Annotated in this window: 24 protein-coding genes and 1 tRNA gene; 14 read left to right on the top strand and 11 right to left on the bottom strand. The window is 40.2% G+C overall.

Annotated elements, in window-relative coordinates; genetic code table 11:
• Positions 1 to 70 precede the first annotated feature (70 nt).
• On the bottom strand, positions 71 to 922 hold the full coding sequence (locus VGA95_08230; GenBank protein HEX9666526.1) for a glycosyltransferase: 852 nt from the start codon (positions 920 to 922) through the stop codon (positions 71 to 73).
• Between the two features lie 26 nt (positions 923 to 948).
• On the bottom strand, positions 949 to 1,608 hold the full coding sequence (locus tag VGA95_08225; GenBank protein ID HEX9666525.1) for a hypothetical protein: 660 nt from the start codon (positions 1,606 to 1,608) through the stop codon (positions 949 to 951).
• A 51-nt stretch (positions 1,609 to 1,659) separates the two neighbouring features.
• Between VGA95_08225 and VGA95_08220 the strand changes: the two genes are divergently transcribed.
• Together VGA95_08220 and amrS are read left to right on the top strand one after the other, a co-directional pair.
• Complete coding sequence (locus tag VGA95_08220) at positions 1,660 to 1,926, top strand: hypothetical protein (GenBank protein ID HEX9666524.1); 267 nt, start codon at positions 1,660 to 1,662, stop codon at positions 1,924 to 1,926.
• Between the two features lie 571 nt (positions 1,927 to 2,497).
• The gene (amrS, locus tag VGA95_08215; GenBank protein ID HEX9666523.1) at positions 2,498 to 3,580 is read left to right on the top strand and encodes an AmmeMemoRadiSam system radical SAM enzyme; all 1,083 of its coding nucleotides are present in this window, start codon (positions 2,498 to 2,500) and stop codon (positions 3,578 to 3,580) included.
• A gap of 160 nt (positions 3,581 to 3,740) precedes the next feature.
• Here the strand turns inward: amrS and VGA95_08210 are convergent, their stop codons facing one another.
• A complete protein-coding gene (locus VGA95_08210) occupies positions 3,741 to 4,550 on the bottom strand; it encodes an amidohydrolase family protein (protein HEX9666522.1) in 810 nt (269 codons plus the stop codon).
• Positions 4,551 to 4,718: 168 nt separating this feature from the next.
• On the opposite strand from VGA95_08210, the gene gyrA reads away from it, so the two are divergent.
• From gyrA to VGA95_08195, 3 genes are read left to right on the top strand one after another with little or no spacing between them, the layout of a single operon-like run.
• Complete coding sequence (gyrA, locus tag VGA95_08205; GenBank protein HEX9666521.1) at positions 4,719 to 7,169, top strand: DNA gyrase subunit A; 2,451 nt, start codon at positions 4,719 to 4,721, stop codon at positions 7,167 to 7,169.
• A gap of 52 nt (positions 7,170 to 7,221) precedes the next feature.
• Positions 7,222 to 7,716 (top strand): PaaI family thioesterase, encoded by a 495-nt coding sequence (locus tag VGA95_08200; protein HEX9666520.1) that lies wholly within the window; start codon positions 7,222 to 7,224, stop codon positions 7,714 to 7,716.
• 3 nt (positions 7,717 to 7,719) lie between these two features.
• A complete protein-coding gene (locus tag VGA95_08195; GenBank protein HEX9666519.1) occupies positions 7,720 to 8,370 on the top strand; it encodes a glutathione S-transferase family protein in 651 nt (216 codons plus the stop codon).
• A 56-nt stretch (positions 8,371 to 8,426) separates the two neighbouring features.
• On the opposite strand, the gene VGA95_08190 is transcribed toward VGA95_08195, so the two are convergent.
• Both VGA95_08190 and VGA95_08185 read right to left on the bottom strand, forming a co-directional pair.
• Positions 8,427 to 8,503: transfer RNA gene (locus VGA95_08190), tRNA-Gly, on the bottom strand.
• A 239-nt stretch (positions 8,504 to 8,742) separates the two neighbouring features.
• Positions 8,743 to 9,207 (bottom strand): transposase, encoded by a 465-nt coding sequence (locus VGA95_08185; GenBank protein HEX9666518.1) that lies wholly within the window; start codon positions 9,205 to 9,207, stop codon positions 8,743 to 8,745.
• A 188-nt stretch (positions 9,208 to 9,395) separates the two neighbouring features.
• Between VGA95_08185 and proB the strand changes: the two genes are divergently transcribed.
• Both proB and mltG read left to right on the top strand, forming a co-directional pair.
• On the top strand, positions 9,396 to 10,544 hold the full coding sequence (gene proB, locus VGA95_08180; protein HEX9666517.1) for a glutamate 5-kinase: 1,149 nt from the start codon (positions 9,396 to 9,398) through the stop codon (positions 10,542 to 10,544).
• A gap of 26 nt (positions 10,545 to 10,570) precedes the next feature.
• Entirely contained in the window at positions 10,571 to 11,593 is a 1,023-nt protein-coding gene (mltG, locus tag VGA95_08175; GenBank protein ID HEX9666516.1) for an endolytic transglycosylase MltG, read from the top strand.
• Here mltG and VGA95_08170 read toward each other — a convergent pair.
• On the bottom strand, positions 11,574 to 13,682 hold the full coding sequence (locus VGA95_08170) for an AAA family ATPase (protein HEX9666515.1): 2,109 nt from the start codon (positions 13,680 to 13,682) through the stop codon (positions 11,574 to 11,576). The genes mltG and VGA95_08170 overlap by 20 nt on opposite strands.
• A gap of 808 nt (positions 13,683 to 14,490) precedes the next feature.
• Here VGA95_08170 and VGA95_08165 point away from each other — a divergent pair.
• The 5 genes from VGA95_08165 to guaA all read left to right on the top strand — a co-directional run bounded on the left by VGA95_08165 (position 14,491) and on the right by guaA (position 20,968).
• A complete protein-coding gene (locus VGA95_08165; GenBank protein ID HEX9666514.1) occupies positions 14,491 to 15,861 on the top strand; it encodes an ammonium transporter in 1,371 nt (456 codons plus the stop codon).
• 260 nt (positions 15,862 to 16,121) lie between these two features.
• Positions 16,122 to 17,285 (top strand): zinc-ribbon domain-containing protein, encoded by a 1,164-nt coding sequence (locus tag VGA95_08160; protein HEX9666513.1) that lies wholly within the window; start codon positions 16,122 to 16,124, stop codon positions 17,283 to 17,285.
• Between the two features lie 221 nt (positions 17,286 to 17,506).
• The gene (locus VGA95_08155; GenBank protein HEX9666512.1) at positions 17,507 to 17,881 is read left to right on the top strand and encodes a hypothetical protein; all 375 of its coding nucleotides are present in this window, start codon (positions 17,507 to 17,509) and stop codon (positions 17,879 to 17,881) included.
• 6 nt (positions 17,882 to 17,887) lie between these two features.
• Positions 17,888 to 19,354, top strand: a complete 1,467-nt coding sequence (gene guaB, locus VGA95_08150) for an IMP dehydrogenase (protein ID HEX9666511.1) — start codon at positions 17,888 to 17,890, stop codon at positions 19,352 to 19,354.
• Positions 19,355 to 19,435: 81 nt separating this feature from the next.
• Entirely contained in the window at positions 19,436 to 20,968 is a 1,533-nt protein-coding gene (guaA, locus tag VGA95_08145; GenBank protein ID HEX9666510.1) for a glutamine-hydrolyzing GMP synthase, read from the top strand.
• 1 nt (position 20,969) lies between these two features.
• Here guaA and VGA95_08140 read toward each other — a convergent pair whose 3' ends face one another.
• The 5 genes from VGA95_08140 to VGA95_08120 all read right to left on the bottom strand — a co-directional run bounded on the left by VGA95_08140 (position 20,970) and on the right by VGA95_08120 (position 23,785).
• Positions 20,970 to 21,179 carry a hypothetical protein gene (locus tag VGA95_08140; protein ID HEX9666509.1) on the bottom strand — a complete coding sequence of 70 codons (210 nt, stop codon included), beginning with the start codon at positions 21,177 to 21,179 and terminating at the stop codon, positions 20,970 to 20,972.
• Positions 21,179 to 21,379 (bottom strand): hypothetical protein, encoded by a 201-nt coding sequence (locus tag VGA95_08135; protein ID HEX9666508.1) that lies wholly within the window; start codon positions 21,377 to 21,379, stop codon positions 21,179 to 21,181. The genes VGA95_08140 and VGA95_08135 overlap by 1 nt, the downstream gene beginning before the upstream one ends.
• 77 nt (positions 21,380 to 21,456) lie before the next feature.
• The gene (locus tag VGA95_08130) at positions 21,457 to 22,443 is read right to left on the bottom strand and encodes a methyltransferase (GenBank protein ID HEX9666507.1); all 987 of its coding nucleotides are present in this window, start codon (positions 22,441 to 22,443) and stop codon (positions 21,457 to 21,459) included.
• Between the two features lie 22 nt (positions 22,444 to 22,465).
• Entirely contained in the window at positions 22,466 to 23,410 is a 945-nt protein-coding gene (locus tag VGA95_08125; GenBank protein ID HEX9666506.1) for an NAD-dependent epimerase/dehydratase family protein, read from the bottom strand.
• Between the two features lie 174 nt (positions 23,411 to 23,584).
• Positions 23,585 to 23,785, bottom strand: a complete 201-nt coding sequence (locus tag VGA95_08120) for a hypothetical protein (protein ID HEX9666505.1) — start codon at positions 23,783 to 23,785, stop codon at positions 23,585 to 23,587.
• Between the two features lie 347 nt (positions 23,786 to 24,132).
• Here VGA95_08120 and VGA95_08115 point away from each other — a divergent pair, with 347 nt between their 5' ends.
• On the top strand, positions 24,133 to 25,311 hold the full coding sequence (locus VGA95_08115) for an RNA polymerase sigma factor RpoD/SigA (GenBank protein ID HEX9666504.1): 1,179 nt from the start codon (positions 24,133 to 24,135) through the stop codon (positions 25,309 to 25,311).
• 567 nt (positions 25,312 to 25,878) lie between these two features.
• Positions 25,879 to 26,106, top strand: a 228-nt coding sequence (locus VGA95_08110; protein ID HEX9666503.1) for an aminopeptidase, incomplete at its 3' end; no start/stop codon positions are given.

The raw sequence follows: 26,106 nt of genomic DNA, 5'->3' as shown, positions 1-26,106 counted from the left end.
ACATCATACCTTGCGCAAGCAATCAAACCCACCACCGATAAGAGAAATCACTACCGTTATTGCGCTCATTTTATCCTTCATTTCTGAAGGGGTATTTGCTTGCAAGTCCATTATAAAGGTTTGCCTCTTTCAGACGTCCTCTTTTTTCTGCCCCTAGCGCATAAATTTGACACTTTTTCACCAGTTCTCCGTGGGTGAGTTTATATTCTTCTTCATTTAAACTGTTACTAGATAACATCTTCTCCAATGCCCGTATTCTGTTTTTATCCAATCCCCATTGTGAAGACAATTGATCTGTTCTACCGCCGTCCTTAATGGTTAAATTTTCGCTTATAAGCTTAACCTCAAACGAATGAGTTGCCCTCAACCAGAAATCGTAGTCTTCACATGCTGGTAGGCTTTCGTCAAATAAACCAATTTTTTCAAAGACTTCTCTCATGACTACCGCAGTTGACATACCAATGCAACATAATGGCACTGCCTTTAGGTAAACATAACCAGACGGTTTTTCATGTTTTTTCTTTTGATTAAGTAACCTCCCCCCCTTATACCAAATTTCGTCAGTGTGAAAAATACTTATGTGGGGATGTTGATTAATCAGTTCATTTACTCTTTGGAGTTTTTGAGGGACCCATCTGTCGTCGGAGTCCAGAAATGCCATAAATTTACCATTGGAGATTTCAAGACCACGATTCCGAGCATGCGAAACACCATGATTTTTTTGATACAGGTATTTGATCCTGGTGTCATCGAAGTTTTTGATCACTTCGCTTGTCTGGTCAGTCGAACCATCGTCTACAATAACAATTTCGAAGTCTTTGTAAGTTTGATTTAGAACGGATTTCAATGCGATCTCGAAGAGGTGTTGACGATTATGAGTGGGAATGATAACGGAAAAAAAAGGGGTCCGTGGTTGTAACATGTTAATGGAGATAATAAGGCGATCAGTTAATTTAATTTGGTTATTACCATTTTAAAATTTTCATCAGCGATCAAATTTTGTGTCGCAACTGCAACAGAAGCTCGTATTACTTTAGTGGAACCATATGCTATTGCCTCTGTTAACCTTTCAGATCCTTCTGTAATCTTTTCGAATAGAATCTTATCATCGGTATTAGAATGCATCTGCCAATGTATTTTTACATATGCTTCACCCTTGCTTATTTTCCAACTTCTGAAGCCGCTCTTTGGAAAACACAAGTTCGCTTTTAATTCCTTAACAATACCCTTTAAAACTAACTCATCTTCATATACACGGGTTTGTGAATCAACCGAGGTATCATCGATGATATTATAATCTGCATTCTCAAGGACGGTCTTAACTACATCTGTGAAATCATTTTCTGAAACTTTGGCTTTCCCTCCAATTGATTTCAGGTCTGTCATTGGAATACACAAGACGCCCATCTCGATTCTGCCAAGCTTATGCCCCTCTGGAAGTTCTAGAACAATCTGTTTAATCTGAATTGGCTTCGTTCCGTAATTGATTTGCGGATTCATGGGATTTTTATCTACCTGATTTATGGTTGCCTCGGTCCACCAGTAACCATTTAGATTAGATTGAACTAAAACAATCGATAGCAAAACAGTAAAATGGACTATATTCACAGTAGATCCTGTATATTGTTATAGAATCAGATTACATTAAACTACTAAAATATGAAAATCCATAAAGGTAGCTGTCATTGTGGTGCTATTCACTTTGAAGTGGAAGCCCCTGATGAGATATATGCTCAAGAATGCAACTGTTCTATCTGCAGATTGACAGGTTTCTTGCATTTAAATGTCCCAAGGTCGAGATTTAAGGTCTTAAGGGGTGAGGACAACATCACGACCTATACCTTTAATACAGGGGCAGGGGTTGCAAAACTTGTGGCATTAAACCATTTTATTTCCCGAGGTCTAATCCAGATGGAAATAGCGTGAATGTGAGATGCCTGGATCAATCAGGTATCAAAAAAATAACCATAGAGCAATTCGATGGGAAGAATTGGGAGGAGAATGCCGCTAGTTTAAAGCACTTAACATAAGAAGATAGATGTCGTCGGGGACACTCCGATTAACTCAGTGCAGGCTTAGCGTGGCGATCTCCTGCGGACTTCGGTGAGGGGGATTGCCTCAATTTCCTCTTCAAATTTAAATTTCGTATTGACGCTATTGATCGTACGAAAGACTTCCCCCAGATGAGACTCAAAGATAGGCCAGCCACGATTTGGTCGGGGTTAGAAAACCCCGCCTATCGACTATCGACAAGGAATTAAATCAACGATAGGCGGGACATTCATGTCCCGCATTGAAGGGCAATCAGAACTTTTGTGGAGAGCTTCCAGATGCGACTCAGCTTAGAGATCGAAGGATTATTTCAGGATTTCAATTTAGATTCTGAAGCAAGTTCAGAATGACGGGCAGATGTCGGACTTGGCCACAGAGTCTATTTCATTTTCATAGAATTTTTGTACAATAAATAATAAAGCATATTTTATTAGGGGCGTGCGGCATGCCTGAAAGCAAAAGATACAAATCCGTTGCAAAAACCTCTCTCGCTGAATCACTGGATAAGTATTCTTCTGAGGGTGAACTATATGAGAAACTTGAGGACAATAAGGTTCTCTGTTATGCCTGTGGTCACAGGTGTGTGATATTTGATGGCCTGAGGGGGATCTGTAAGGTCAGATATAATGAGGGCGGAAGGCTTTATGTTCCCAAAGGCTATGTAGCTGCCCTTCAGTGTGATCCAACGGAGAAAAAACCCTTCTTTCACGTGCTCCCGGGTTCCTCTACATTAACATTTGGCATGTTGGGATGTGATTACCACTGTGGTTATTGCCAGAACTGGCTAACCTCCCAGGCCTTAAGAGATCCTGTGGCTGGAATAGAACCGATGATAGCAACAGCAGAGCAGTTAGTCTCACTTGCAAAAAGATATGAGGCAAGATTAATTGGTAGCTCATACAATGAGCCGCTTATCACCGCGGAATGGGCGGCTGATGTATTTAAAATAGCAAGGAAAGATGGATTCAGAACCGCTTTTATTTCAAATGGCAACGCAACTATGGAGGCATTGGAATATCTGAGGCCAATTACTGACTGTTATAAGGTGGATCTAAAGTCCATGCAGGATAAAAACTATAGGAAACTTGGCGGGCTTCTAAGCAACGTTCTTGAGACAATTTCACGACTATATGATATGGGCTTCTGGATTGAGATAGTAACGTTGGTGGTTCCCGGATTCAACGACTCAAAAGAGGAATTAAGAGATGCGGCAAAGTACCTTGTTTCTGTTTCAGCGAATATACCCTGGCATGTTACAGCATTTCATAAGGACTATAAAATGACAGACCCTGATAATACTTCGGCCGAGGCTTTGATCCGTGCTGCTGAGATAGGTTATGAAGCCGGTCTCAAGTTTGTGTATGCTGGGAATCTTCCGGGTAACGTAAAAAATTACGAGAATACCTACTGCCCGAATTGCAATAGACTCTTAGTTGAGCGTTACGGATATCAGATCTTAAATTACCATATAACTTCTGACGGAAAATGCTCAGGTTGCTCTTCCGATACTCCCGGGATTTGGTGGTAAAAAGATCAGAAAAATCAGCATAATATGAAATGTAGGGCGTTGCTATTTCCCTAGGTTTTAAGCGGGAATCTGGACAAGACAAATGGATGCCCGATAAATGCATTCGGGCATGACAGAGTTAGGTAGACCGCTAGTCTTGCTTGATGGGCTATCAATATTTTTACAAATCAAGCAATCCAACTGCGTTATCGTGAAAAATTTTTCTTTCTACAGATTCACCAAGACTTAATTTCTTAATAGCCTCGACTTGGTATGAATACTCATAGGGTATGTTTGGGAAGTCTGAGCCGAATAGTATCCTTTCCTGGTGCTCGATGAAAAATTGCCGGCCAGGGCAAATATTAGAAAAAACATTATTGTGAACGCAGTTCATAGCTGTATCGAAATATACGAATTCGAAATCCTTTACCAGCGAATGGTAATCGCCATATTCAAAGGCGCCACAGTGTGCAACAATAACTTTTAATCTTGGGAATTTATTCAAAATATTTCTTAAACGAATGGCGCCGTCCGTTCGTTGATATATTGGAACAGAACCCGTATGAGTGACCAGTATTTTCCCCATATTCTGCATGATATCATAGACAGGGGAAAATCGTTTATCATCCACTTCTTCGTTTGAGACGAAGGGGTGCAATTTAATGCCAATAAACTCAAAATCTTCGAAAATGGTTCTTGCCACCTTTTCACATCGACCATCTCCGGCGAAGATGGTTCCAAAAGGGATGAGTTCAGGGGATTGACGGGCAGATTCATGAATGAAATTGTTCAGATAATCCGCTAGGCCAGGTTTATGGGCGTACACAAGAGTGGTATGACGTTTAACTCCGTGCCTTTTAAGGGTATTAATAAGTCTTTTGCCGTGCGTCTTGTATTTAACTTTCCATAAACCATGGCCCGGGGTTTCAAAGTACCTCCATATTGCTTGAAATATCGAGGGAGGGAAGAAATGTACATGAATATCAATCATTGTCGATTTAGTGAGATCTAACTGATTTCATATAGTGAAGTCTGAGAAAATTGGAATATCAGGGACTCGCTATTAAGTTTTGCAATTAATGTCCAATTTTCTTTGACACCATCCAAACACTAATATATCCTTTATAAAGGTTTTCGTAAAGATTTAGGAGGGTTATAAGTGGCCATTGGATCAAAAATATTGCCCGTAAACATTGAAGATGAGATGAAGGAATCGTATCTCAGCTATTCGATGAGTGTCATAATCGGGCGTGCGCTTCCGGATGCTAGAGATGGTCTTAAACCTGTTCACAGGCGCATTCTTTTTGGGATGCATGAGGCGGGGAATCATTGGAATAGACCTTACAAAAAGTCTGCACGAATTGTCGGTGACGTGATGGGTAAATATCATCCCCATGGGGATGCTGCAATTTATGATTCGCTTGTGAGAATGGCCCAAGATTTTTCGATGCGTTATCCATTAGTTGATGGTCAGGGAAATTTCGGCTCAATCGATGGTGATCCTCCAGCAGCAATGAGATATACAGAGGTCAGGCTCGCAAGAATTGCAAGCGAAATGCTGGATGACCTGGACAAAGAAACGGTAGATTTCGTTCCCAACTATGACGGTGGAGCAACGGAACCAGTCGTTCTCCCATCAAAGATACCGAACCTGTTGCTAAATGGTGCATCCGGGATCGCTGTAGGTATGTCGACTAACATTCCGCCACATAACTTAGGTGAACTCATCGATGCAATAGTAGCACAGATAAAGAAACCCGATATCTCTCTTAATGAATTGATGAAACATATTCCTGGACCGGACTTTCCTACTAACGGTTTCATATGTGGAAAGGAGCCAATAAGGGAAGCTTATACCACGGGTAGAGGAATTATCAGGGTCAGGGCTCGTGCGGTGATTGAGAGGCAGAAAAAAGGCGATAGGGAGTTGATTATTGTTACTGAAATCCCATATCAGGTAAACAAAGCCAAGCTCGTTGAACGTATAGCCGAGTTGGTCAAAGACGAAAAAGTAAAGGGAATATCAGACATACGTGATGAATCAGATAGGGAAGGAATCAGGGTAGTAATCGATGTTAAACGAGGGGAGAATGCAGAGGTAATATTGAATCAGCTTTATAAACATACTCCCATGGATACGTCTTTTGGAATCATAATGCTTGCGCTTGTGAAAAACCAGCCTAAGGTACTGCCATTAAAAGACCTAATCGGACAGTTTATTGAACACAGAAAAGAGGTTGTAACTAGGCGAACACAGTTTGAATTACGCAAGGCTGAAGAAAGGCTTCATATACTAGAGGGACTTAAGATAGCACTCGATAATCTCGATGAAATAATCAGCCTGATAAGGAAATCTCAAAGCCCTTCTGAGGCTAAAGAAGGCTTGATAATTAGACTTAAGCTTTCCGAAAACCAAGCCCAGGCAATACTTGAAATGAGGCTTCAAAGGCTTACCGCCCTTGAGAGAGAGAAGATCTTAGAAGAGAGGAAAGATCTGATAAAGACCGTTAAAGAGTTGAAGGAGATTCTAGGAAATGAACAGTTAATACTAATCATAATCGTAGATGAACTGGTGGATATTAAAAAACGTTATGCTGATGACAGAAGAACCGAGATCCTTGAAAGTGTTGAAGAGATCTCTTTGGAAGATCTTATCGCAGACGAGGATATGGTTGTCACAATTACTCACGAAGGTTATATCAAGAATACACCTCTTAGCGTTTACAGAAGTCAGAGAAGAGGGGGTAAGGGTAAAACAGGAATGAGCACCAAGGAGACTGATTTTATTGAGAATGTATTTGTGGCTTCAAAACACAACTACGTTCTTTTTTTCACTAACCTTGGTAGGTGTTACTGGCTTAAAGTTCACTCAATACCAGAAGCGGGACCCACTGCTAGGGGAAAGGCGCTTGTAAATTTGCTAAATCTTTCTGCGAATGAGAATGTAGCTGCTGTTCTTCCGGTTAGAGAATTTAAAGAAGCTCGGTTTCTTCTCATGGCTACCAAGAATGGGATAGTAAAGAAGACTAAACTCATGGCCTATTCCAACCCTCGTGCTGGGGGCATAATGGCCATAAATATTCTTAAGGATGATGAGTTAATCGGTGCTAGGATGACTGATGGAACCAACGAAATTCTCCTCACTACTCGTAATGGACAAGCTATTAGATTTAGTGAGACAAAGGTAAGGGATATGGGGAGAAATGCTACGGGGGTCATAGGCATAAGACTTGATAGGAATGACGAAGTTGTTAGCCTTGAGGTTATCGAGAATCCAGATGCTCAGATTCTAACTGTAACCCAGATGGGGTATGGGAAGAGGACATCAGTTTCCGAATACAGGATGACTGGGCGCGGGGGAAAGGGGGTTATTACGATAAAAACAACCGGTAAGAAGGGACTAGTTGTAGGCGCGTTTCAGGTTACTGGTGATACTCAAATTATACTTATAACCACACATGCGGGAAAGATTATTCGCTTGAAAGCCTCGGATATAAGCGTTTATGGCAGGGGTACCCAGGGGCTCAGGCTGATCGACCTCGAGCCAGAAGAAAAGGTTGCGGCTGTTGCCAAGGTCCCTCCCGAGGATAAGAATATTGAAATGGAATGATTCATTTTGAAGCCTTTCCGAATTCATATAATCCGTTTTAATTAAATTTTTAATGGTCAGAGAAATTGAGAACATTTTTCTAGACTTCCCCGGTTATGGTTGTTTTGCTTGTGATCCAAGAAATAAGCTAGGGCTGAGGATGAAGTTTTATGCGGATGATGAAAAGGGGGAAGTGTTTACCAAACTAAGACTCGAAGAACACCTGTCAGGTTTTCCAGGAATACTCCATGGAGGAATTCAGTGTGCTCTGGTTGATGAGGTAGCATTCTGGGCGATGTTTGATAAGCTGAAAAAGATTGGGGTTACGATGAGGGTCGAAATGGATTTTGTCAAAAAAGTCGACAATCCAGGAGCTCTCGAGATTAGAGGACGGATAGAACAAATAAGGGATAGAAGGGTTACGGTGAAGGTAAATATTTATGACGGACAGAACAATCTGGCTACTAGAAGTAGGGTAACTTATTTTATTCCGAAAAGAGAAATGTTGTATAGGATTATGGGTGAAGAAAGGTTCACAGAAAAGTTCCAAGGATATATTGAGGACTAAAAAATGATCAGTCTATATGACCATCCTTTGTCAGGAAACTGTTACAAGGTAAGATTGTTACTAAGTCATCTTGGTGTTCACTATGAACGGATTACAATAGACTTCTTTAAAGGTGAAAATAAGACAGAAGATTTTAAAAAATTAAATCCCAACCAAAAGATTCCTGTTATCAGAGACGGGGATTTGATTTTGTGGGAATCGAGTGCAATACTCCTCTATCTCGGAAAGAAGTTCTCGCCAAATATATATTATTCAGAAGAGTTGGATCGATTTGGCCTTATTTCTCAGTGGCTTTTTTTCGGGAAGACTAGCATTGATCCATCCCTTGCAAGGGCGAGATTTATGACGAGATTTGTTCCCGAAGAAAAACGTGATGAGGGGGAGCTCAGATCTCTCCGAAATGCCGGTGAATCAGCCCTTCAAATTTTGGAGGACCAACTTAAAAAAAATGATTTCTTGGCTGGTTCCTACTCATTAGCTGATATCGGATGTTTTCCCTATGTCAATATGGCTGAGGAGGGAGGAGTTAGCCTTACCCCTTTTCCTTCGGTAATTAGCTGGTGTGAACGTATTGGCTCCCAGCCCGGTTATATATCTATAGTATTAGAAGAAAAAAGCCACAGAGGTCACGGAGGATTTAGAGAGAAAATATAAAAATTCTAATTATACGCCTCTGTGTCCTCTGTGGCTTATCAGGTCTAATTTTTTACTGGAGCGGGAAACGGGATTCGAACCCGCGACCTTCTCCTTGGCAAGGAGACGCTCTAGCCAACTGAGCTATTCCCGCTTTCAGGTTTTAAAGATAGCGAGGCGTGATAAGATTGTCAAGAAAAACCAGCACTTAAGAATACTCGAGGCTGGACCTGTCTTGAGTTCATCGAAGGAAGCCCCTCCTACAGGGGGATATGGAATTTGTAATTTTTTCGTACGAGCGCCTTCCAGGCGCGATAGAAAAAAAGATTTCCCGCACCGTAGGAGCGGCATCCCTGCCGCGATAATGATATATGTAGGTAGGAGAATTTATGACTAAATTTCATATTTACAATACCAAAACGCATAATCTTTGAAGTCATCTGCCAGCCCTTTTCTCACGGGGTTCTCTAAACAATACTTCACCAAATCCATCAACGATTTCTCATTTCTTATTCCCCTCTCATAATATTGGCTTTGCCAGACATGCCCTTTTCTTTCTAAAGCATTATTTATCTCATTGGCGGAATAGCTTTTTAGAGAATGCATAAGCTTAGGAATTGATGTTTCTTTAAGCTGTGCAATAAAATGAAGGTGATCTGGCATGATTACACAGGCTATTAGATTAATTCGTTCTTTTTGATCCAGCCACTTAAGAGTATTTAACACAATTTCCGCTGCATTTTTGTTAAGAAAGATTTTGGTACGATTATGGGTAACGGCGGTGAAGAAGTAAAATAGTTCGTTTTCGCTGGAGCGGCCTTGACGAATAGATTTTTGTTTTGGAGTTGATTTAAACATTTTTGATAACCTAATTAAATTATAGTGCTTAAATAATATCGAGGCTAGAAGCCTCTCCTACGGTGAAATTGAATACGCAGATAATATTTATGTAGATATATTTGTCCAACCGCAAATAAGCTTGACCTCCAGGCAATTCTTTTCTCTACTCATCTCTTTTTAGGTAGAATAATAGGCATTTAACTCCTATGAAAAGACTAGACAGGAAGCCCCTTATTTCAAAGGTAAAAAGGGTAGTAGTAAAGATAGGTAGCAGTGTACTCACAGACGAAAATGGAGAGCTACAAGATTCTGTGTTTTATGAGATTGCTAATGACATTTCACAATTAAAATCTAAAAAGATTGAAACGGTTGTAGTATCTTCTGGGGCAATAGCCTCTGGAATGAAGAAGCTCGGCCTTAAGGAAAAGGCCAGAGATGTTCCAATGAAGCAAGCTATCGCAGCATGTGGACAAAGCGCTTTGATGTGGAATTATGAACGCGCTTTTTCTGAGTTTGGAGAGAGGGTTGCCCAAATACTCCTGACGCATGATGGGCTTGCTGACAGGAGGAGATTTTTAAACGCTAGAAAAACCCTTCTTACACTACTAAGAATTGGAATTATTCCGATTGTTAATGAGAACGATACAGTGGCTGTGGAAGAAATTATGTTTGGAGACAACGACAATCTTGCAGCACTTGTAACAAGTCTGGTAGAGGCTGATCTTCTCGTTCTTCTTACAAATATTGATGGACTATATACAAATGATCCTCGAAATCACAGAGATGCTGAATTTATTTCCGTAATAAATGAAATAGACAAAGAAATACAAAAAATGGCAGGTAAGACTTTTGGAAGGACAACAACCGGAGGCATGAAAACGAAGATCGAGGCAGCCAAGGCAGCGGCCGCCTTTGGGGTTCCTACCATTATAGCAAATGGGAAGAGGTCGTCTACACTGGCGAATATATTTTCGGGAGAGAAGATTGGCACGCTTTTCCTCCCATCTCATGAGAGGATTAGAGGGAGAAAGCATTGGATCGCATTTACACTTAAGCCATCGGGAGATTTAATAATAGACAATGGGGCAAAAAGAGCTATAGCTTCCTTGGGGAAAAGCCTGCTTCCATCCGGGATAATAGGGGTTAAAGGTGATTTTGAATTGGGTGAATCGGTGAGATGTATAGATGAAAATGGATTTGAAGTTGCGAGGGGACTTGCCAGTTACGGTTCTGATGAGATAAGAAAAATAGTTGGCGCAAAATCAACCAGTATTGAAAGCATACTCGGATATAAGTATGGCGACGAAATAATTCATAGGGATGATTTGGTTGTAATTTTGAAAGAAAAGCCTTAATTGATTTGACCTGACGAATCTTCAAAATGAAGTTTCTGAAGAATAGATTATCCATAATATCCTTAACGTTAATAGTATTATTAATACCCTCTGTATGCTTTGTCTATTTTAACTATTTTGTTCCATCCAATACAAAGAAAGTAATCTTTGAAATATCGCGAGGGACGGGGCTGCGTGAAATCGCAACTAAGATCGAAAAATGTGGAGTTGTGAAAAGCGATAAGATCTTCATCCTGTATGTTATGTTCAAAGGGAAACACAATAGGTTGCAAGCTGGGGAATACGAATTTAGCCCAGGAGAATCGATGTCAGATGTGATCGAAAAAATAGCACGTGGCGATGTAATAGTAAGAAAAATAACCATCCCTGAAGGACTTAATATCAATGAGATAGCAGATCTCCTTGAAACAAAGGGAGTCATTTCCAGGAGAGAATTCATTGAGAAGGCCACAAGAGCTGATCTTGCGAAAGAACTTATTGGAAAACCATTGAGCAGCTTTGAAGGTTATCTTTTCCCTGAAACCTATTATTACAAGAAGGGTGTCACTGCTGACGAGCTTATTAATATGATGACATCAAGATTTAAAATTATTTGGAATTCTCTTAAGATCCGGAGAGATGAAATCAATCTTACTGATCAAGAGATAGTAACGTTGGCATCAATCATCGAGAAGGAAACAGGAGAGCCATCAGAAAGAAATATGATATCGGAGGTATTTCATAATCGCCTGAAGCTCGGTATGCGTTTAGAAAGTGATCCGACTGTGATATACGCATTGGGTAATAATTTCGATGGAGATCTAACGAGGGAAAAATTGAAAACGACATCAAACTATAATACTTATATAATCTCAGGTCTTCCCCCAGGACCAATAGCAAACCCAGGTAAAGCATCGCTCGAAGCGGCTCTAAATCCGACCCATTTCAATTATCTGTACTTTGTGTCAAAGGGTGAAGGAAGGCACGAATTTTCGACAAGTTACAGGGATCATCGTAAGGCGGTGAACAAATATCAAAAGCGATCGAGAACTATCGGGAAAACGCCTTAGTAAAAGGATCTATATGCTGTTTTTCGATCTTAGGTGCAAGGTATTTCTTTTCTTTTCTTTCTATTCTTATAATACCGTCTCTTTCCCGTGATGCGATAAACTGAGTTCCACTTGTTTCACTAGAGATCCTCTCAAGTATCTTTGGATAATTCTTAGAACCTATAAATATAGAGTGAATGCAGACTCCAAGCTTTTTTGCCCTAACTCTTTCATTGGGAACCTCACAATCACCTGAAGTGGGAATACCATCTGTTATAAAGAGAATGTGCTTATTTCTGAGTCCTCTACCTTTGAATTCGGAGAGGGCCCCCTTTAATGCATCCTCATAATTTGTATTACCTGAGCACTCGTTCTTCGAGGCGAGGTCCATCATCCAGTGGTAATCTCTTGTAAAGAATTTCGAGTTTCGCTTGTACATGTAGGAACGGTGATTAAATTCGATATAACCAACCTTCATCTTCTTGACCCTCGCAAGCTCAATTACTCCTAGGACTACTGAGGAAGACCACTCACTATAAACACCCATCATTGAGGTACTAACATCCCTGAGAATTGCAAGTTCCCCGCCCATGACTTCCTTTTCTCGTTTGTGAACCCTTGGAAGCGTCGGTGTTGTATGTTCAGCCCAGAAAATTCCTTCAAAGAGATCTACGTCTTCCATTTCTTCAAAGTAATTCATCTTCTTCCATCTTCTGGGTAATCCTCCGGGATGAGGAGCGTCTAATGCCATACTCCTCTGGATATTGCCCTCAAGAACTTTCATGATTATCTTGACATTATCAGCACTCGAATAGATTTTTTTCCCGCCAATCCAGTATTCTTCTTCATCTCCTGGACGTGGGGACTTACTTGCGTAAACCTTTTCTGAAAATGGCAGCACACGGTCATCACTCGAGTCTTCTATTCCACTTTCGTGTCCACTACCATCATCTGAAAGGTTTTGATCCGAAGGAGGGGCACCGCTAGGGCTTTCCTTCTGAATATTATCTTTCAGCTCTTTTAGGGCTTGGAGGAATGTCTTTCGGGCTTCGGAAAGTTGGTCTTTTTGTTTATTTTGTTCTTGGTCAGGCGATTTTCTTGGTTGATCCCCTGGTAGATCCTGATCAAATTCAGATGTCTGCGGTTCTAATTTGCTTGTTGTATCCTTGGTTGTTTTTTTTTTTGAAATTACATCCTCAATGATTTCTTCGATTCTCTTAAACATTTCCCCAGGCAGACGGAATGCCGTCATATATTTAAGGGCCATGAGGTCTTGCAGACCGCATGTTTCCCTGTTATTAATGAGGGCATGGGATCTGATTATCTTGAGCGATTTTACGAAAAATGTCCTGTCAGAGATCAGTGAATTAGATTCATTTAGACCATAATCTTCGATAAGTGTTGTAACAAAGTTTGCGAGTCCATCTTGTACGTCTGAGGGAATGACTACTGTATTAAGCCTTTGATAATATTCATCAAAGACTTCCTTAGACACCCTTGTCGGCACTTCATAATCTAATGGATGTTCCGTATATAGCTTTATAACTTCTTTCGCTTCATTCCACTTCTTGCCGTAAGATAGTCCTTGAGCGTTTATCTGGAGTACGAAACGATCTAGATTAGCCGGGTCAAGCGGCTCGTTATAATATTCATCAGCAGTTGGGTTGCTCGTAGCAATTGCCGTAAGAAGAGGAATACGCTCTTCCAGGAATTTTCTCTCATTCAGGATTCTTAGTAAGACATTTAACGACTCGCCTGGTGCACGAGAAATATCATCAAGAAGACAAATTTCTGAGGTTAAAATACCACCCTTTACAATCCTTTGCTTAATCAATTCACCGGTATCTAGTGTCTCTTTTGAAATAACCAGATCACCTACGAGTTCCGAAAGCCTTGTATCCCTGTGCAACTGGTAAAAGAAAAACTTCAAATGAGCCGCCTTAGAAATAATTTCGGCAAGCATCGTTTTGGCAGTGCCAGGGGGACCTTCGATATATATATGCTCTCTTGATAGGACACCTAATAGCAAGGACATTTTGACATCTTCATGTCCTATAACGAGTTTGTCCATCTCTTCTTTGAGCAACTTAAAAGGATTAATATCTTTCATTATATGATTTACCTTCTCAAAACAATTATCCTTTAAATATTACATAAGCATAAGAGAATTTTCAATATACTTTAGATTATAGATGCTTGATATGCAAAATTTGTGCACAGGTTGAGACGAAGAACGTCAATTTTGATTAAGTTACGAAAAACAGATTACAATCAAAGTCTCCGCGAAGGATGATATAAAGCTATATAATAGAGGTAATAGCTACAATTGCTTAAAACATCCATCGTGCCAATCTGATGGACGTTTCAACTTTATGTGTGAAAACCTGATCTTTCTGAATTTTAACCGTGGCGATCTGACCTTTTGTGGGTGCTGGGATATAGTCGGAAGGTCAAATATTGGTCGACACTAAACTATTCCTCTTAGGATTTTGAACCTACCTAAGGCTATTCGATACGTTCTTAAATATTTTAGGAAAATTGCGATATAACGCTGTTTGTTTCGGTAATTAATTGATTTATTAATTCTTCTCAGAGTATTTGAGTTTTTAACATTATGATCATGCCTAAATAACGGGCATATCTGCTTATACCTTAAGCAATATTCCTGGTCTTTTTTCATCTTATGCCTTGAAATGAATGGCTCAAATACTGGCATATATTTTGCATTTTGAAAGTCTAACGCAGTGCAAACTAAGAGGTATGAGATGAATATTTGCATAAAAGAGTGTTCATGCCCAGAGCATCATTCTATCAGTGTTAGCTCAATCACCTCAAAGTATTGTTTCCTATTTAGTACCAAATATTTCACTGATTATCTAGGATCCACTAAATATCGATTAAGTAATGGAGGATCATAAATGGAAAGGTTAAATAAGAGGATAACAATCGAACGATTGGTTTTACCTTTGGTTAGTTTGGTGGCATTCATATTACCGATGACTTTGTCCTTTGGCCAGGAACCTTTGGAAGTTAAGCCTGACGCCATTTCACAAGTAGCAACTGCTGGGCTCGATACTGGGGATACAGCGTGGATGTTTACATCCTCGGTCCTGGTCTTGATGATGACAATACCGGGTCTTTTCCTTTTCTATGGCGGGCTTGTTAGATCGAAAAATGCCCTGGGCACCATTATGCACAGCTTCATCATAGCTGCTTTGATAAGTGTTCAATGGATACTCTGGGGATACAGCCTCGCTTTCGGACCGGACCTAGGGTCTATTGTCGGTAACCTTAATTGGTTTGGTTTAAATGGGGTTGGGCCAGATCCAAATCCTGACTATGCTTCAACTATTCCCCAATACGCTTTCATGTTTTTTCAAATGACATTTGCGATTATCACACCTGCTCTAATAACGGGAGCATTTGCAGAAAGGGTTAAATTCAGTACCTTTATAGCTTTCATTCTTCTATGGGCAACTTTTATATACGATCCTCTCGCTCACTGGGTTTGGGGTGGAGGTTGGATAGGATCTATGGGTGCATTGGACTTTGCGGGGGGTACTGTGGTGCATATAAGTTCTGGGGCGGCAGCATTGGTAGCGGCATTAATGTTTGGTAAAAGGATTGGATATGGATATGAACCTATTACACCCCATAATTTACCGTTTAGCATTATCGGTGCTTCACTCCTTTGGGTGGGGTGGTTTGGATTCAATGCCGGTAGTGCGCTTGCTTCAGATGGCCTAGCGGCCCTTGCTTTTGTGACGACTAATACTGCGACAGCTTCTGCAGCTCTGACTTGGATGTTTTGTGAATGGATAATCACGGGTAGACCGACTGTTTTGGGAGCAGCGACCGGGGCCGTAGCTGGTCTGGTTTCAATCACTCCTGCAGCAGGGTTTGTGAGTCCTGTGTCCGCTATCATCATTGGAATTGGAGGCGGCGTTTTCTGTTACCTCGCAGTTAACCTGAAGACTAAACTTGGTTATGATGATGCACTCGATGTCGTAGGCGTTCATGGGATAGGGGGAACCTGGGGTGCATTGGCTACTGGCCTATTTGCCTCAGTGGCCATTAATCCTAGCGGCAGTAACGGTCTGTTTTTCGGAAATCCAAAACAGCTCTGGATTCAGTTTATCGCTGTGGTTGCAACATGGGTTTTCGTATTTATTGGTACTCTAGTTATACTTTCTATCCTAAGGATTGCTATGGGACTGAGGGTAACTGAAGAAGAAGAGCAATTGGGTTTGGATTTGAGTCAACATAATGAAACTAGTTATTCTATTTGACGGTAAGGCTTATAATGATAACACTGCCGGAGCCCCGGGGCGGATCTGGCAGTGTTATTCTATAGAGTATTAAAAAATTCCTTATCCAAATTTTCTGACTATCTTATTAACTTTTTAGTATCTCAAATTCATAACATAATATTGAAGGTATCTTTAATCTTGACATCGGTCCAGATAGGCGATAATTTTCTATAAAATAATCCTGCTTCGTAAGTTGCTAGGGCTAGTATCCTGAGAATGAATTTAGATAATCATCGGATATGATTGTAAGATGCAATTATTGTAGTAATATATACAATCTTGAGGAGTCAAAGATAACTGCCTCGGGCATCTGGTTTGGTTGCTCGAATTGTGGTGGGGTTTTTTATCTTGAACGAGAGCTGAATCGAGGGAAATCCGAGGCTGAATATAAGGGAGAAACAATAGACTTTTCCGATATGCCGGGTAATGATACAAAAGAAACCAAAGTCAGGCATGAGAAAGAAAGCGTCGATTTAAAAAGTAATGCCGACAAAGAAAAACAATTCGATGCTAATTACAAAGGTGATTACTCTAAAACCTTTAATTGGCGGGAGTTGCGAGTAGATAGTGAAACAGAGGCTCAGCAATATACTTATCCGAAATTATTCGATGATTCCGACGAGGTATCGCTTGAATCTAAATCTGACAATTTAGAAACCGGAATAGACCATGAACGGGGTTCTCCTGTTAGAAAATCTTATTCCCAAAGGCTTGATATAGACAGAGAGAAACTCTCAAAAGCAAATATTGAGACACCGGTATCACCTTACTATCAATCCGAAAGGGTAATTTATACCGAAAAAAAATCTGGGGGTGGTATCTTAAAAAGCGCTTTCAATTATATCATCATACTATTATTTACACTGATAATAATTGTTGCGGTTTTTACGATATTAATCAGTCTTGAGTTGATATCGAGTGAGAAGATTTCTGCCTATGGCAATTATTTACGATCGAAGTTTGCTTTTACACTTCCAAAGATCGCTTCCAGTGATGTTGTGGTCACGGGTAGTGTCGGTAGGTGGGTTCCTACTAGGAATGGTCTGGTGTACTTAGTGTCTGGTCAGATTACAAATAATTCTAGTAAAGCAGTCAATTTCGTTAAAATAAAGAGCGAGTTTAAGAGTGCTGGAGAGAATGTTTCTGAGCAAACAGTTTATGCAGGGAATACACTTTCCGAAAATGAGCTTAAGACCCTTCCGATCGAGGCTATCATATTGAAACTAAAGAGAAAAAGCGGTGATATAGATTTTAATGACCCAAGAAGACTAGCCGGGCTTAACTATGGAATTATGCCGGGAGAATCAATCCCCTTTTACATTGTTTTTCCGTCAAAAAAGAGAATCTTGGGATTAAAATATGATATAGACGTGTCGGAATTCGAGACGGCATCGGAAGATTAATAATGATGCCTCAATATTTGAATCGTTACGTTATAACCGCTATTGAAGTTTTCCGATATTTTTAGTATAATAAACGGTTTATATTAGGATTTTTCAAATTAACAAAAGACGGCTATCTTTCCAGGATTTTTATAATGGGAAAAAGGAAAGGTTGGTACGTGAAGGATTTATTGTTTTTTAAGTCAGTATATAGACATCAAATTAATTTTTTTTAACGATAGATGAAATCGACAAGGCTAAAGATTAGTGTGAGTCAGGATGGCCTGCTTCCGCAGGAAACTGCTGATGTTGCTGTAATACAGTTCCCTGTGTTGCCCAAAAAGCTACTAAAAGCTCTTGGATTTGAACGAGTAGATTCTACAACGTTCGTCGGTGTACTCCCAGTATTCGTCAATCTTGGTGAAAAAGAGCAGGAGATTGAAATTGAGCTCGGAGTTACGCTACCGGAAATGAGAAAAAAGGTTATCGAAATTGTTAAAATCCCCGCAAAACAAGCACCGATAGCCAAAGTTGTAAAGCTTCCAAAGCAAGCTAGGGGTCGATCTAAAAAATTAACGAGTAACATTATAAAGTCACGTAAGAAAAAGAAAGGATAATAGAACATGTCAAAGGACAAGATCGAGGAAACGCTAACCTTTGATGATGTTCTTTTGCTTCCTTCCTATTCAGAGGTCCTTCCCAACGAAGTAGAAGTATCAACTAATCTTACTGCCCGGATCAGTCTTAATATTCCAATTATCAGCGCAGCAATGGATACAGTGACTGAAGCAAAGACAGCTATAGCAATGGCTGAGGAAGGGGGTATCGGAATTATTCATAGGAATCTGGATATTACATCGCAAGCTGCTGAAGTTGAAATGGTCAAAAAATATGAAAGTGGGATGATAGTTAATCCATTGACAGTGCGACCTAACCACAGTGTTCAAGAGGCACTGGATATTATGCTGAGACATAACATCACTGGACTGCCTGTCACGGGTGCGGACGGAAAACTTTTAGGCATCATAACTTATAGGGATCTTAGGTTTGAGAAGAATCTTCACTACAGAGTCGATAAATTAATGACTCCAAAGAAAAAACTAATTACTGTAAACGAAGGAACAACATTGGAGGAGGCGACGGAATTACTTCATAAATATAAAATTGAGAAGTTGCCGGTTGTAAATGATGAATTTAGACTTCGCGGTCTAATTACAATGAAAGATATTGAAAAGATAGAAAAGCACCCGAGAGCGTGCAAAGACAAGATGGGAAGGCTGAGGTGTGGTGCTGCAGTCGGAATAAATACTGAAAGAGAAGCAAGAATTGAGGCACTCTTGAGAGTGGGCTGTGATGTTATAGTAATTGATACCGCTCATGCCCATACAAGCAGGGTAATTGATGCCATAGTTTCCAGCAAGAAAAATTTCCGTGGTATAGAACTTATTGCTGGAAATGTAGGGACTGCTGAAGGTGCTGAGGCTTTGATAAAGGCGGGTGCAGACGCCATTAAGGTTGGAGTGGGTCCGGGGTCAATTTGCACTACTAGGGTTATTGCTGGCGTTGGGATGCCCCAGATATCGGCGATAAAGAATGTAGCGGGGGTGGCAGCAAAAACTGGTATTCCCCTGATAGCAGATGGGGGAATAAAATATTCTGGTGATATTACTAAAGCCATTGGGGCTGGGGCAGATTCTGTGATGATTGGAAACCTGTTTGCCGGTACGGATGAAGCCCCAGGTGAGGTCGTCCTTTTTCAGGGAAGGACATACAAGGTCTACCGTGGAATGGGTTCACTAGAAGCTATGAAAAAAGGGAGTCGTGATCGTTATGCACAAGATGAGATGATTGATGCGAAGCTTGTCCCTGAAGGTATTGAGGGTAGGATTCCGTATAGAGGATCGCTTGGTGGAGTGATCTTTCAACTTGTGGGTGGATTGAAAGCGGGAATGGGATACACAGGCTGCCGTACTATCCCGGAGCTTAAGCAAGCTGCTAACTTTATAAGAGTAACACGTGCCGGTCTTCGTGAAAGCCATGTTCACGATGTTATTATAACAAAGGAAGCTCCCAATTATAGGATTGAATAGCTCTTAATTTATTTTGAGGGCAAATTAACCATAACCAAAAGGTAGATTTTGATCGAACCTATATTATCTTAAAGTTCTTATATGAGAGAAAAGGTATTAGTCCTGGATTTTGGATCTCAGTATACACAGCTTATAGCAAGAAGAATTCGTGAGTTAGGCGTTTTTTCAGAGATCAGGCCTTTCCATATTTCAATAGACGAAATTATTGAAATTCAACCCAAGGCAATGATTCTTTCTGGTGGTCCTGCAAGCGTATGGGATGATTGTTCTCCTTCTTTAACTCATAAGATACTTGAATTAGGTATCCCCATACTGGGTATATGTTACGGGATGCAACTAATAGTACACCTGCTGGGGGGGAAAGTTGAACGCTCCCAAAGAAGAGAATTTGGACCGTCTGAAGTTGAGATAACCGATTACGCGGACATTTTCTCGGGTATTCCCCAAAAAACCTCTGTCTGGATGTCTCACAGCGACCGAGTGCTCGAGTTGCCCGCCGGATTTTCCGCTATTGCATCGAGCGTCAATTCCCCAATTGCAGCGATAAAAAGTGATAGAGATAAGATCTTCGGCATTCAATTCCATGCAGAGGTCGTGCACACAGGATATGGGAAAGAGATTCTATCAAATTTTATATTTAAGATCGCGGGGTGCGATGGCGATTGGACTCCTAAATCCTTTGCAGACGACACGATAAAAGAAATTAGAGAAAAGGTTGGAGATTCTAACGTAGTATGTGCAATTTCTGGCGGAGTCGATTCGTCTGTAACAGCTTTGATCTTGCAACGTGCCGTATGGGACCGACTTTACTGTTTCTTCGTCGATACGGGACTCTTGAGACTCGACGAAGGATCAGAGGTTTTAGATGTTTACAGGAAGATGGGGCTTAATGTAATTCATGTAGATGCGACAGATAGATTTTTACGAAAGCTTCGGGGTGTGGAGGATCCGGAGGAAAAAAGAAAAATAATCGGTGAAGAGTTTATAAGGGTCTTTGAAGAAGAGGCATCTAAGATTAATAAGGCTGAATTTCTTGCTCAGGGGACTCTTTATCCTGATGTCATAGAAAGTGTCAGCGTTAAGGGACCCTCGTCGAAGATTAAATCTCATCATAATGTGGGAGGTCTTCCTGAAAAAATGAAACTGGAACTGGTTGAACCATTGAGAGAGCTGTTTAAGGATGAGGTAAGAGAGGTGGGTCGTGAGCTTGGACTTCGTCCAGACATTCTCAGCCGTCACCCGTTCCCTGGCCCTGGTCTGGCAATTAGAATCATCGGCGAAGTGGACGAGGATAAAATAAGGGATCTTAGACAGTCTGATGCGATATTCATCGAGGAGTTAAAGAAAGCGGGAATATATGATGATATATGGCAGGCTTTTTGCGTTTTTCTTCCGATTAAAACAGTGGGAGTTATGGGGGATGAAAGAACTTATGAGAATGTAATTGCCTTGAGGGCCGTTACAAGCGTAGACGGAATGACTGCTGATTGGGCTCGAATACCTTATGATGTTTTGGAAACCGTATCCGTGCGTATCATCAACGAAGTGAAGGGTGTAAACCGTGTGGTCTATGATGTTTCAACCAAACCTCCAAGCACCATAGAGTGGGAATAATCTAAACCTTTGGTTTTTTGAAAATTCCAAATTCGCCAAAAATGGTAATTAACTCCCATCCCAGTTCACCTTGCTGGTTTAGATTGTGTTCAAGACCTTTTCCTATCTTTGACCTCCGTGATGAAGCCGCCTGCTTTGAGACAGCTATGTCATGATCTTCATGGTCTGAAATCAGTTCATCTACCGAGATTATTTTGTATTCCCAATTCATTACGACTCTTCCTCATTATGATTCGATTCACCTTCTAATTCCCCCGTAGGTTCATCATCTATGATCAAGGGACAACTTTCATCGACCATATCTGGAAGATTTTTCAGATACTCTTCGTACTCATTTTTCGTAATTTTCCCTTCACGCAGATATCTTTCAATAATTCTTACATCATATCCGAACTCAGGTTTATCACCCATAGTCTACCTCCATGAAATTTATGATACCAATATGAGTTATTATCTTCAATTATTTTCGGGACAAACGTGTTTTCGTTTTATTTTCGCGCTGTGATCAACGATGATTCTAAAGGTTTTGGTAATTGTTTCCATTCTATATAATTAAATCCGGTGGCTTCCAGCCATGTGGAGACTTGCTTGAAGGAATAGTCTCTACCGTTTGTCGCTAGGAGCATCGTAATAGAAAAGATAGCTCCTACAGCGGGGCTTGTAAGGTCTTCATTTAATATATGATCTTTGATTACTAGCAGTCCTCCAGTGTTTAATGCTTCATAAATATTTTTCATTAAACTTTGATTCGTGTTTTCGTCTTCGCTGTGGATGATATTTGAAAGAAATGCCACATCAAAACCATCGGGTATTCTATTTTTCTTATAATCTCCTTCAAATAAGGTAATTTGACCTATCTTATGTTCCTCTTCCAGGATTTTCCTTGTTACACGTAGGGTTCCTGGTAGGTCAAATATTGTAATCTCGAGTTTTGGATATTTATTTATAAACTCAATTGGATACGTCCCCGGTCCTGAACCTATATCAATCAACGAATTTGCCCATCTAAGGTCTAATAGGTGGCTTACGACTTCGGCGTCGCCTCTTGCCTTTACGAGTGAGTGCATAGCCAAAATAAATTTTTCCGTTTCATCTTCCCTATTTTGAAACATATCAGGTTTTCTGCCAGGCATTCCCGTTCTTACTGAATCTTCTAGTTTGCCCCACATATCCCATAGATTATGTTCGAATATAATCATCCCACCAAAGTATTTGGGGGAGTTCTTAACCAGATATGTGCGTGAGATTTCTGTATTGAAATATTTTCCAGATTCCTTTGATAGTAATCCTATAGCTACTAAGGCATTTAAAAATAGTTCTGTTGCCCTTGGGCTGGTATCAATCGATGAAGCTACTTCTTCTGAAGTGCTTCCCCGGGTTTCAATTTTATCAAATATTCCTATCCTTACAGCAACCTGGATAATTCTGGATACACTAAATCCGCTACTTAAACGATTGAGTTCAGAGAAATCCATTCTTACCTTTGAGTGCTTTAGATTACTTATTCAAGGTCGTATAGCCGGCCTGTTCACTACTGAACCATTCCCATGTTTGGTAAAGGCCGTCTTCTAAGTTTATATGCGGAGTCCATCCCAGGAATTCCTCTGCTCGCTTGATTTCGAGGGCAATTCTATCTACTTCTCCGCTCCGGCGAGGGGTATATACAACTTGTACATCTCTGTTTGTGACTCTTTTCAATGTGCTTACGATATCATTAACAGATGTTTCAATTGCTGTTCCGATGTTGAGTATAACATCTTGAGCATTTAGGCTTAAAATATTTGCCCTGGCAACATCCTCTACATAAATATAATCCCTGGTTTGCTTTCCGTCTCCAAAAATTTCGCATGGATCACCATACTTAATTCGATTACAGAAAATAGCCACAACCCCTGCTTCACCATGTGGATTTTGCTTAGGACCATATACGTTAGAATATCTCAGAACGACGTGAGAAAGGCCGTGGACTGCTTTATAGTAATTTAGATATTGTTCGACTGCGAATTTCGAAACTCCATACGGAGAAATAGGTGCTGGAAGCGTGTCTTCTATGCATGGGATGACCTTAGGCTCTCCGTAGATGGCTCCACCAGTCGATGCAAACATGAATTTCTTTATTTCGTGTTTTATCGATAGCTCTAATAGATTTATCGTGCCGAGTATATTCACTTGCGCATCGAAATTTGGATCTTCTACAGAGTTCCTGACATTTATTTGAGCGGCATGATGATTAACTACTTCTGGTTTAAAATCCTCAAATATTTTTTCGAGCGGCTCACGATCTTTTATATCGGCCTCGACAAAGTTTGCATCTTTTGGGATGTTTTCAATGTTGCCAGTGGAGAGGTCATCTATGATAAAAACTTCGTTTCCGTCGGCTATAAGAGCCTCTGCTACCCAGGAACCAATAAAACCAGCACCTCCTGTTAAAAGCACTTTCATCTAAATTATCTAGTTGGACCTGAGTCAGTGTACCTACGTATTGATTTTGGTTTTTGTTCACCGACAAAAGTAAAAAGTATTTTGTAAATTTAAACCTGTATTAAAATAGACTCTACAATTTTAGATTAAATTGAGATCTATATTTATCCTTGTTAAATGTTAATGAATCGATTTCTATTTGGCTGCACCTATGACTTGGGTCTTACAGGAATCACAATCACAACCTACCATCCATCCAAATATTCTTGATTCCTTTTTGCAATTCGGACAGCTTATATTAATCAAATGCCCTTCCCTTGCTCTTGATTCAGAGAGGATACTCCATTCTCTTACAGGGGTGTCAGGACAATCCCAGCAAATTCTCTTAACTGACATTACCAGCCCTCCGCGATGTTATTAAACGACTTAATATTAATACAATAAATCCTCGTATTGTCAATCGATTGTTCGCACGGAGATAGATTTATGAATAATTAATATTAGTTTTTTACCACGCAAAAATGGTTGTAACTACTCTGCAATTATACAATTTACCAATTAATTAGTTTTTAAATCGTTGATACAGCCTCCTGACAACTTTTGTCAAAAACTATCTGAAAGCTGCCAAAAATTGCTAATATGCATCATTTACAATCAAAAGTAGCTCAATAATTTCAATGAGTTATAAGAATGAAATCATTTGGCACATTCATTGCGTTTATAGGGTAAAAAGGTATAAACGAATGTCTAATGAAAAAGACAAATGGCTTCGATCAGTATCTTCAACAAGAGACGTTTCAGATAAATTCAGCACGAATAAACAGGACTCAACAATAGATGACATGAGTCACAGCAAAGACTCCAGGATTGGAGATAGCAAGTTTAGGAGTGAAGAAAATACAAGGATTCTCCAGACATATTTTAGGGAGGTTGGTGCTGAGCCTCTTTTCAATGCGGTTGAAGAACTTCGGATTTCAGTGAAGATGAAGATATACGAAAAAAAGGCGAAAGAGTTAAAAACAATTCTTCATAAATCAATATCCGATTTGGAAGATAGACGTGATCGTAGAGTTAACGTGCCTTTAAGAAAGGATAAACAGATCTCTTGGATTGATGATAAAAGGGATAAAATTTCAAACTCTTCAAAAAGGATACGAAGGCTTTCAGCATTGATGATAGCTTGTTCAAAGAAAGCAAATGATTTCAATCATAGATTCATTAAAGCCAATCTAAGGCTAGTCGTGAGCATGGCAATAAAGTTCATGGGTAGAGGACTTCCGCTCGCTGACCTCATACAGGAGGGTAACATCGGGTTAATTAAGGCAGTCAAAATGTATGATCCATCAAAGGGATTCAGATTCTCGACTTATGCGTCTTGGTGGATTTTCCAATGTATATCTAGAGCATTGCTTGATCAGACTAGAATTGTAAGAGTACCGGTTCGTGTGCTTGAGAGGGCTAATAAAGTTAAGAAATCCATGATCAAGCTCAGGGAAGAAAAAGGTGAACGGCCAGCAATTGAAGATATCGCAAAAGAAGCCGGAATTAGCATTAGTAGACTAAAAAAAATAGCTAAATTAACTCAAACGAGTGTTGTTTCGATTGATACTTCAGCTTCAACCCTCGAAGATAATAGTGGTTCGAAGAAGATTTATATGACTGACGATCGACCAAGGACAGATATAGTATTGGAAAAAAGTATTTTGAAATCAAAAATATCGGAAGCCCTTTCAAAACTTGAAACGAGGGAACAAGAGGTTCTAAGGATGAGATTTGGAATCGGTTATGAAGAAGGTTTCACGCTAGAAGAAATCGGGGCATATTTTGGTTTAACCAGGGAGAGCATTAGGCAAATTGAGAGACGTTCTATGAAAAAGATCAGGCAGGGTGAAATAGGGATACTACTTAAGGGTTTTATCTAATTTGAATCATCAATCTGCTAGGTCATTCAGCGAAGATGATCCTACGATATTAGGATCGTTTATGAAAGTCTATTTCTATTAAAAGTCTTGATCTTCTGATTGAAATTGTACAATCAAATGCAATCCGGGGTTGGAAAACCCCGGCTATCGCTTGCCCTAACAAAGGATAGGCGGGACATTCCTGTCCCGTTTAATAAAAATAATTTTCCAAATCTGTTACCTCTCTGAATCTGGCAGAGTTGTAATCGGTACAAGATTTACAAATGTTGCCCATCTAATTGAAATTATACAACCAAATGCAAACTGTTGGTTGGCAAGAAAGGAGCCATAATGCCAAATGTTTGGTACTTTTTAGCTTATGGTCAAGAATGCAAGGGCAAACGTTTTCTATTTGGTATGGTTAACTCCTGCCGACTTTCAATCGGTGGTAGCACCTGGGATATTTCAATCATTACTCATTGTGTTTAAAATTTATTTAAGATCTGTGAGGGTTAGAATGGTTGCTGAACAATCCGAGACTTAAGAAAATATAAAGATCGAAATCCTATTCCGGAGGGCTGAAATCTAATGGACAGAATGAGAACCGCAGCTTTAATTGCTGCCAGAGATTGTATGGCAATAAAACAAGATGAGAATGTACTCGTTATAACCGATGAACCCTTGAGAAAGATAGGCTATGCCCTTTGGGAAGCCTCCAAACAAGTAGCAGCAGAAGCCATAATCACTGAGATAATACCGAGGAGATCTAACGGTGAAGAGCCACCGCTGCCTGTAGCAGAACTGATGAAAATCGTA

The sequence above is a fragment of the Thermodesulfobacteriota bacterium genome, from assembly GCA_036397855.1.
Lineage (GTDB): Bacteria > Desulfobacterota_D > UBA1144 > Nemesobacterales > CSP1-2 > DASWID01.
Note: the sequence above shows the minus strand (reverse complement) of the source record. Positions and strands in the feature narration are given on the sequence as shown.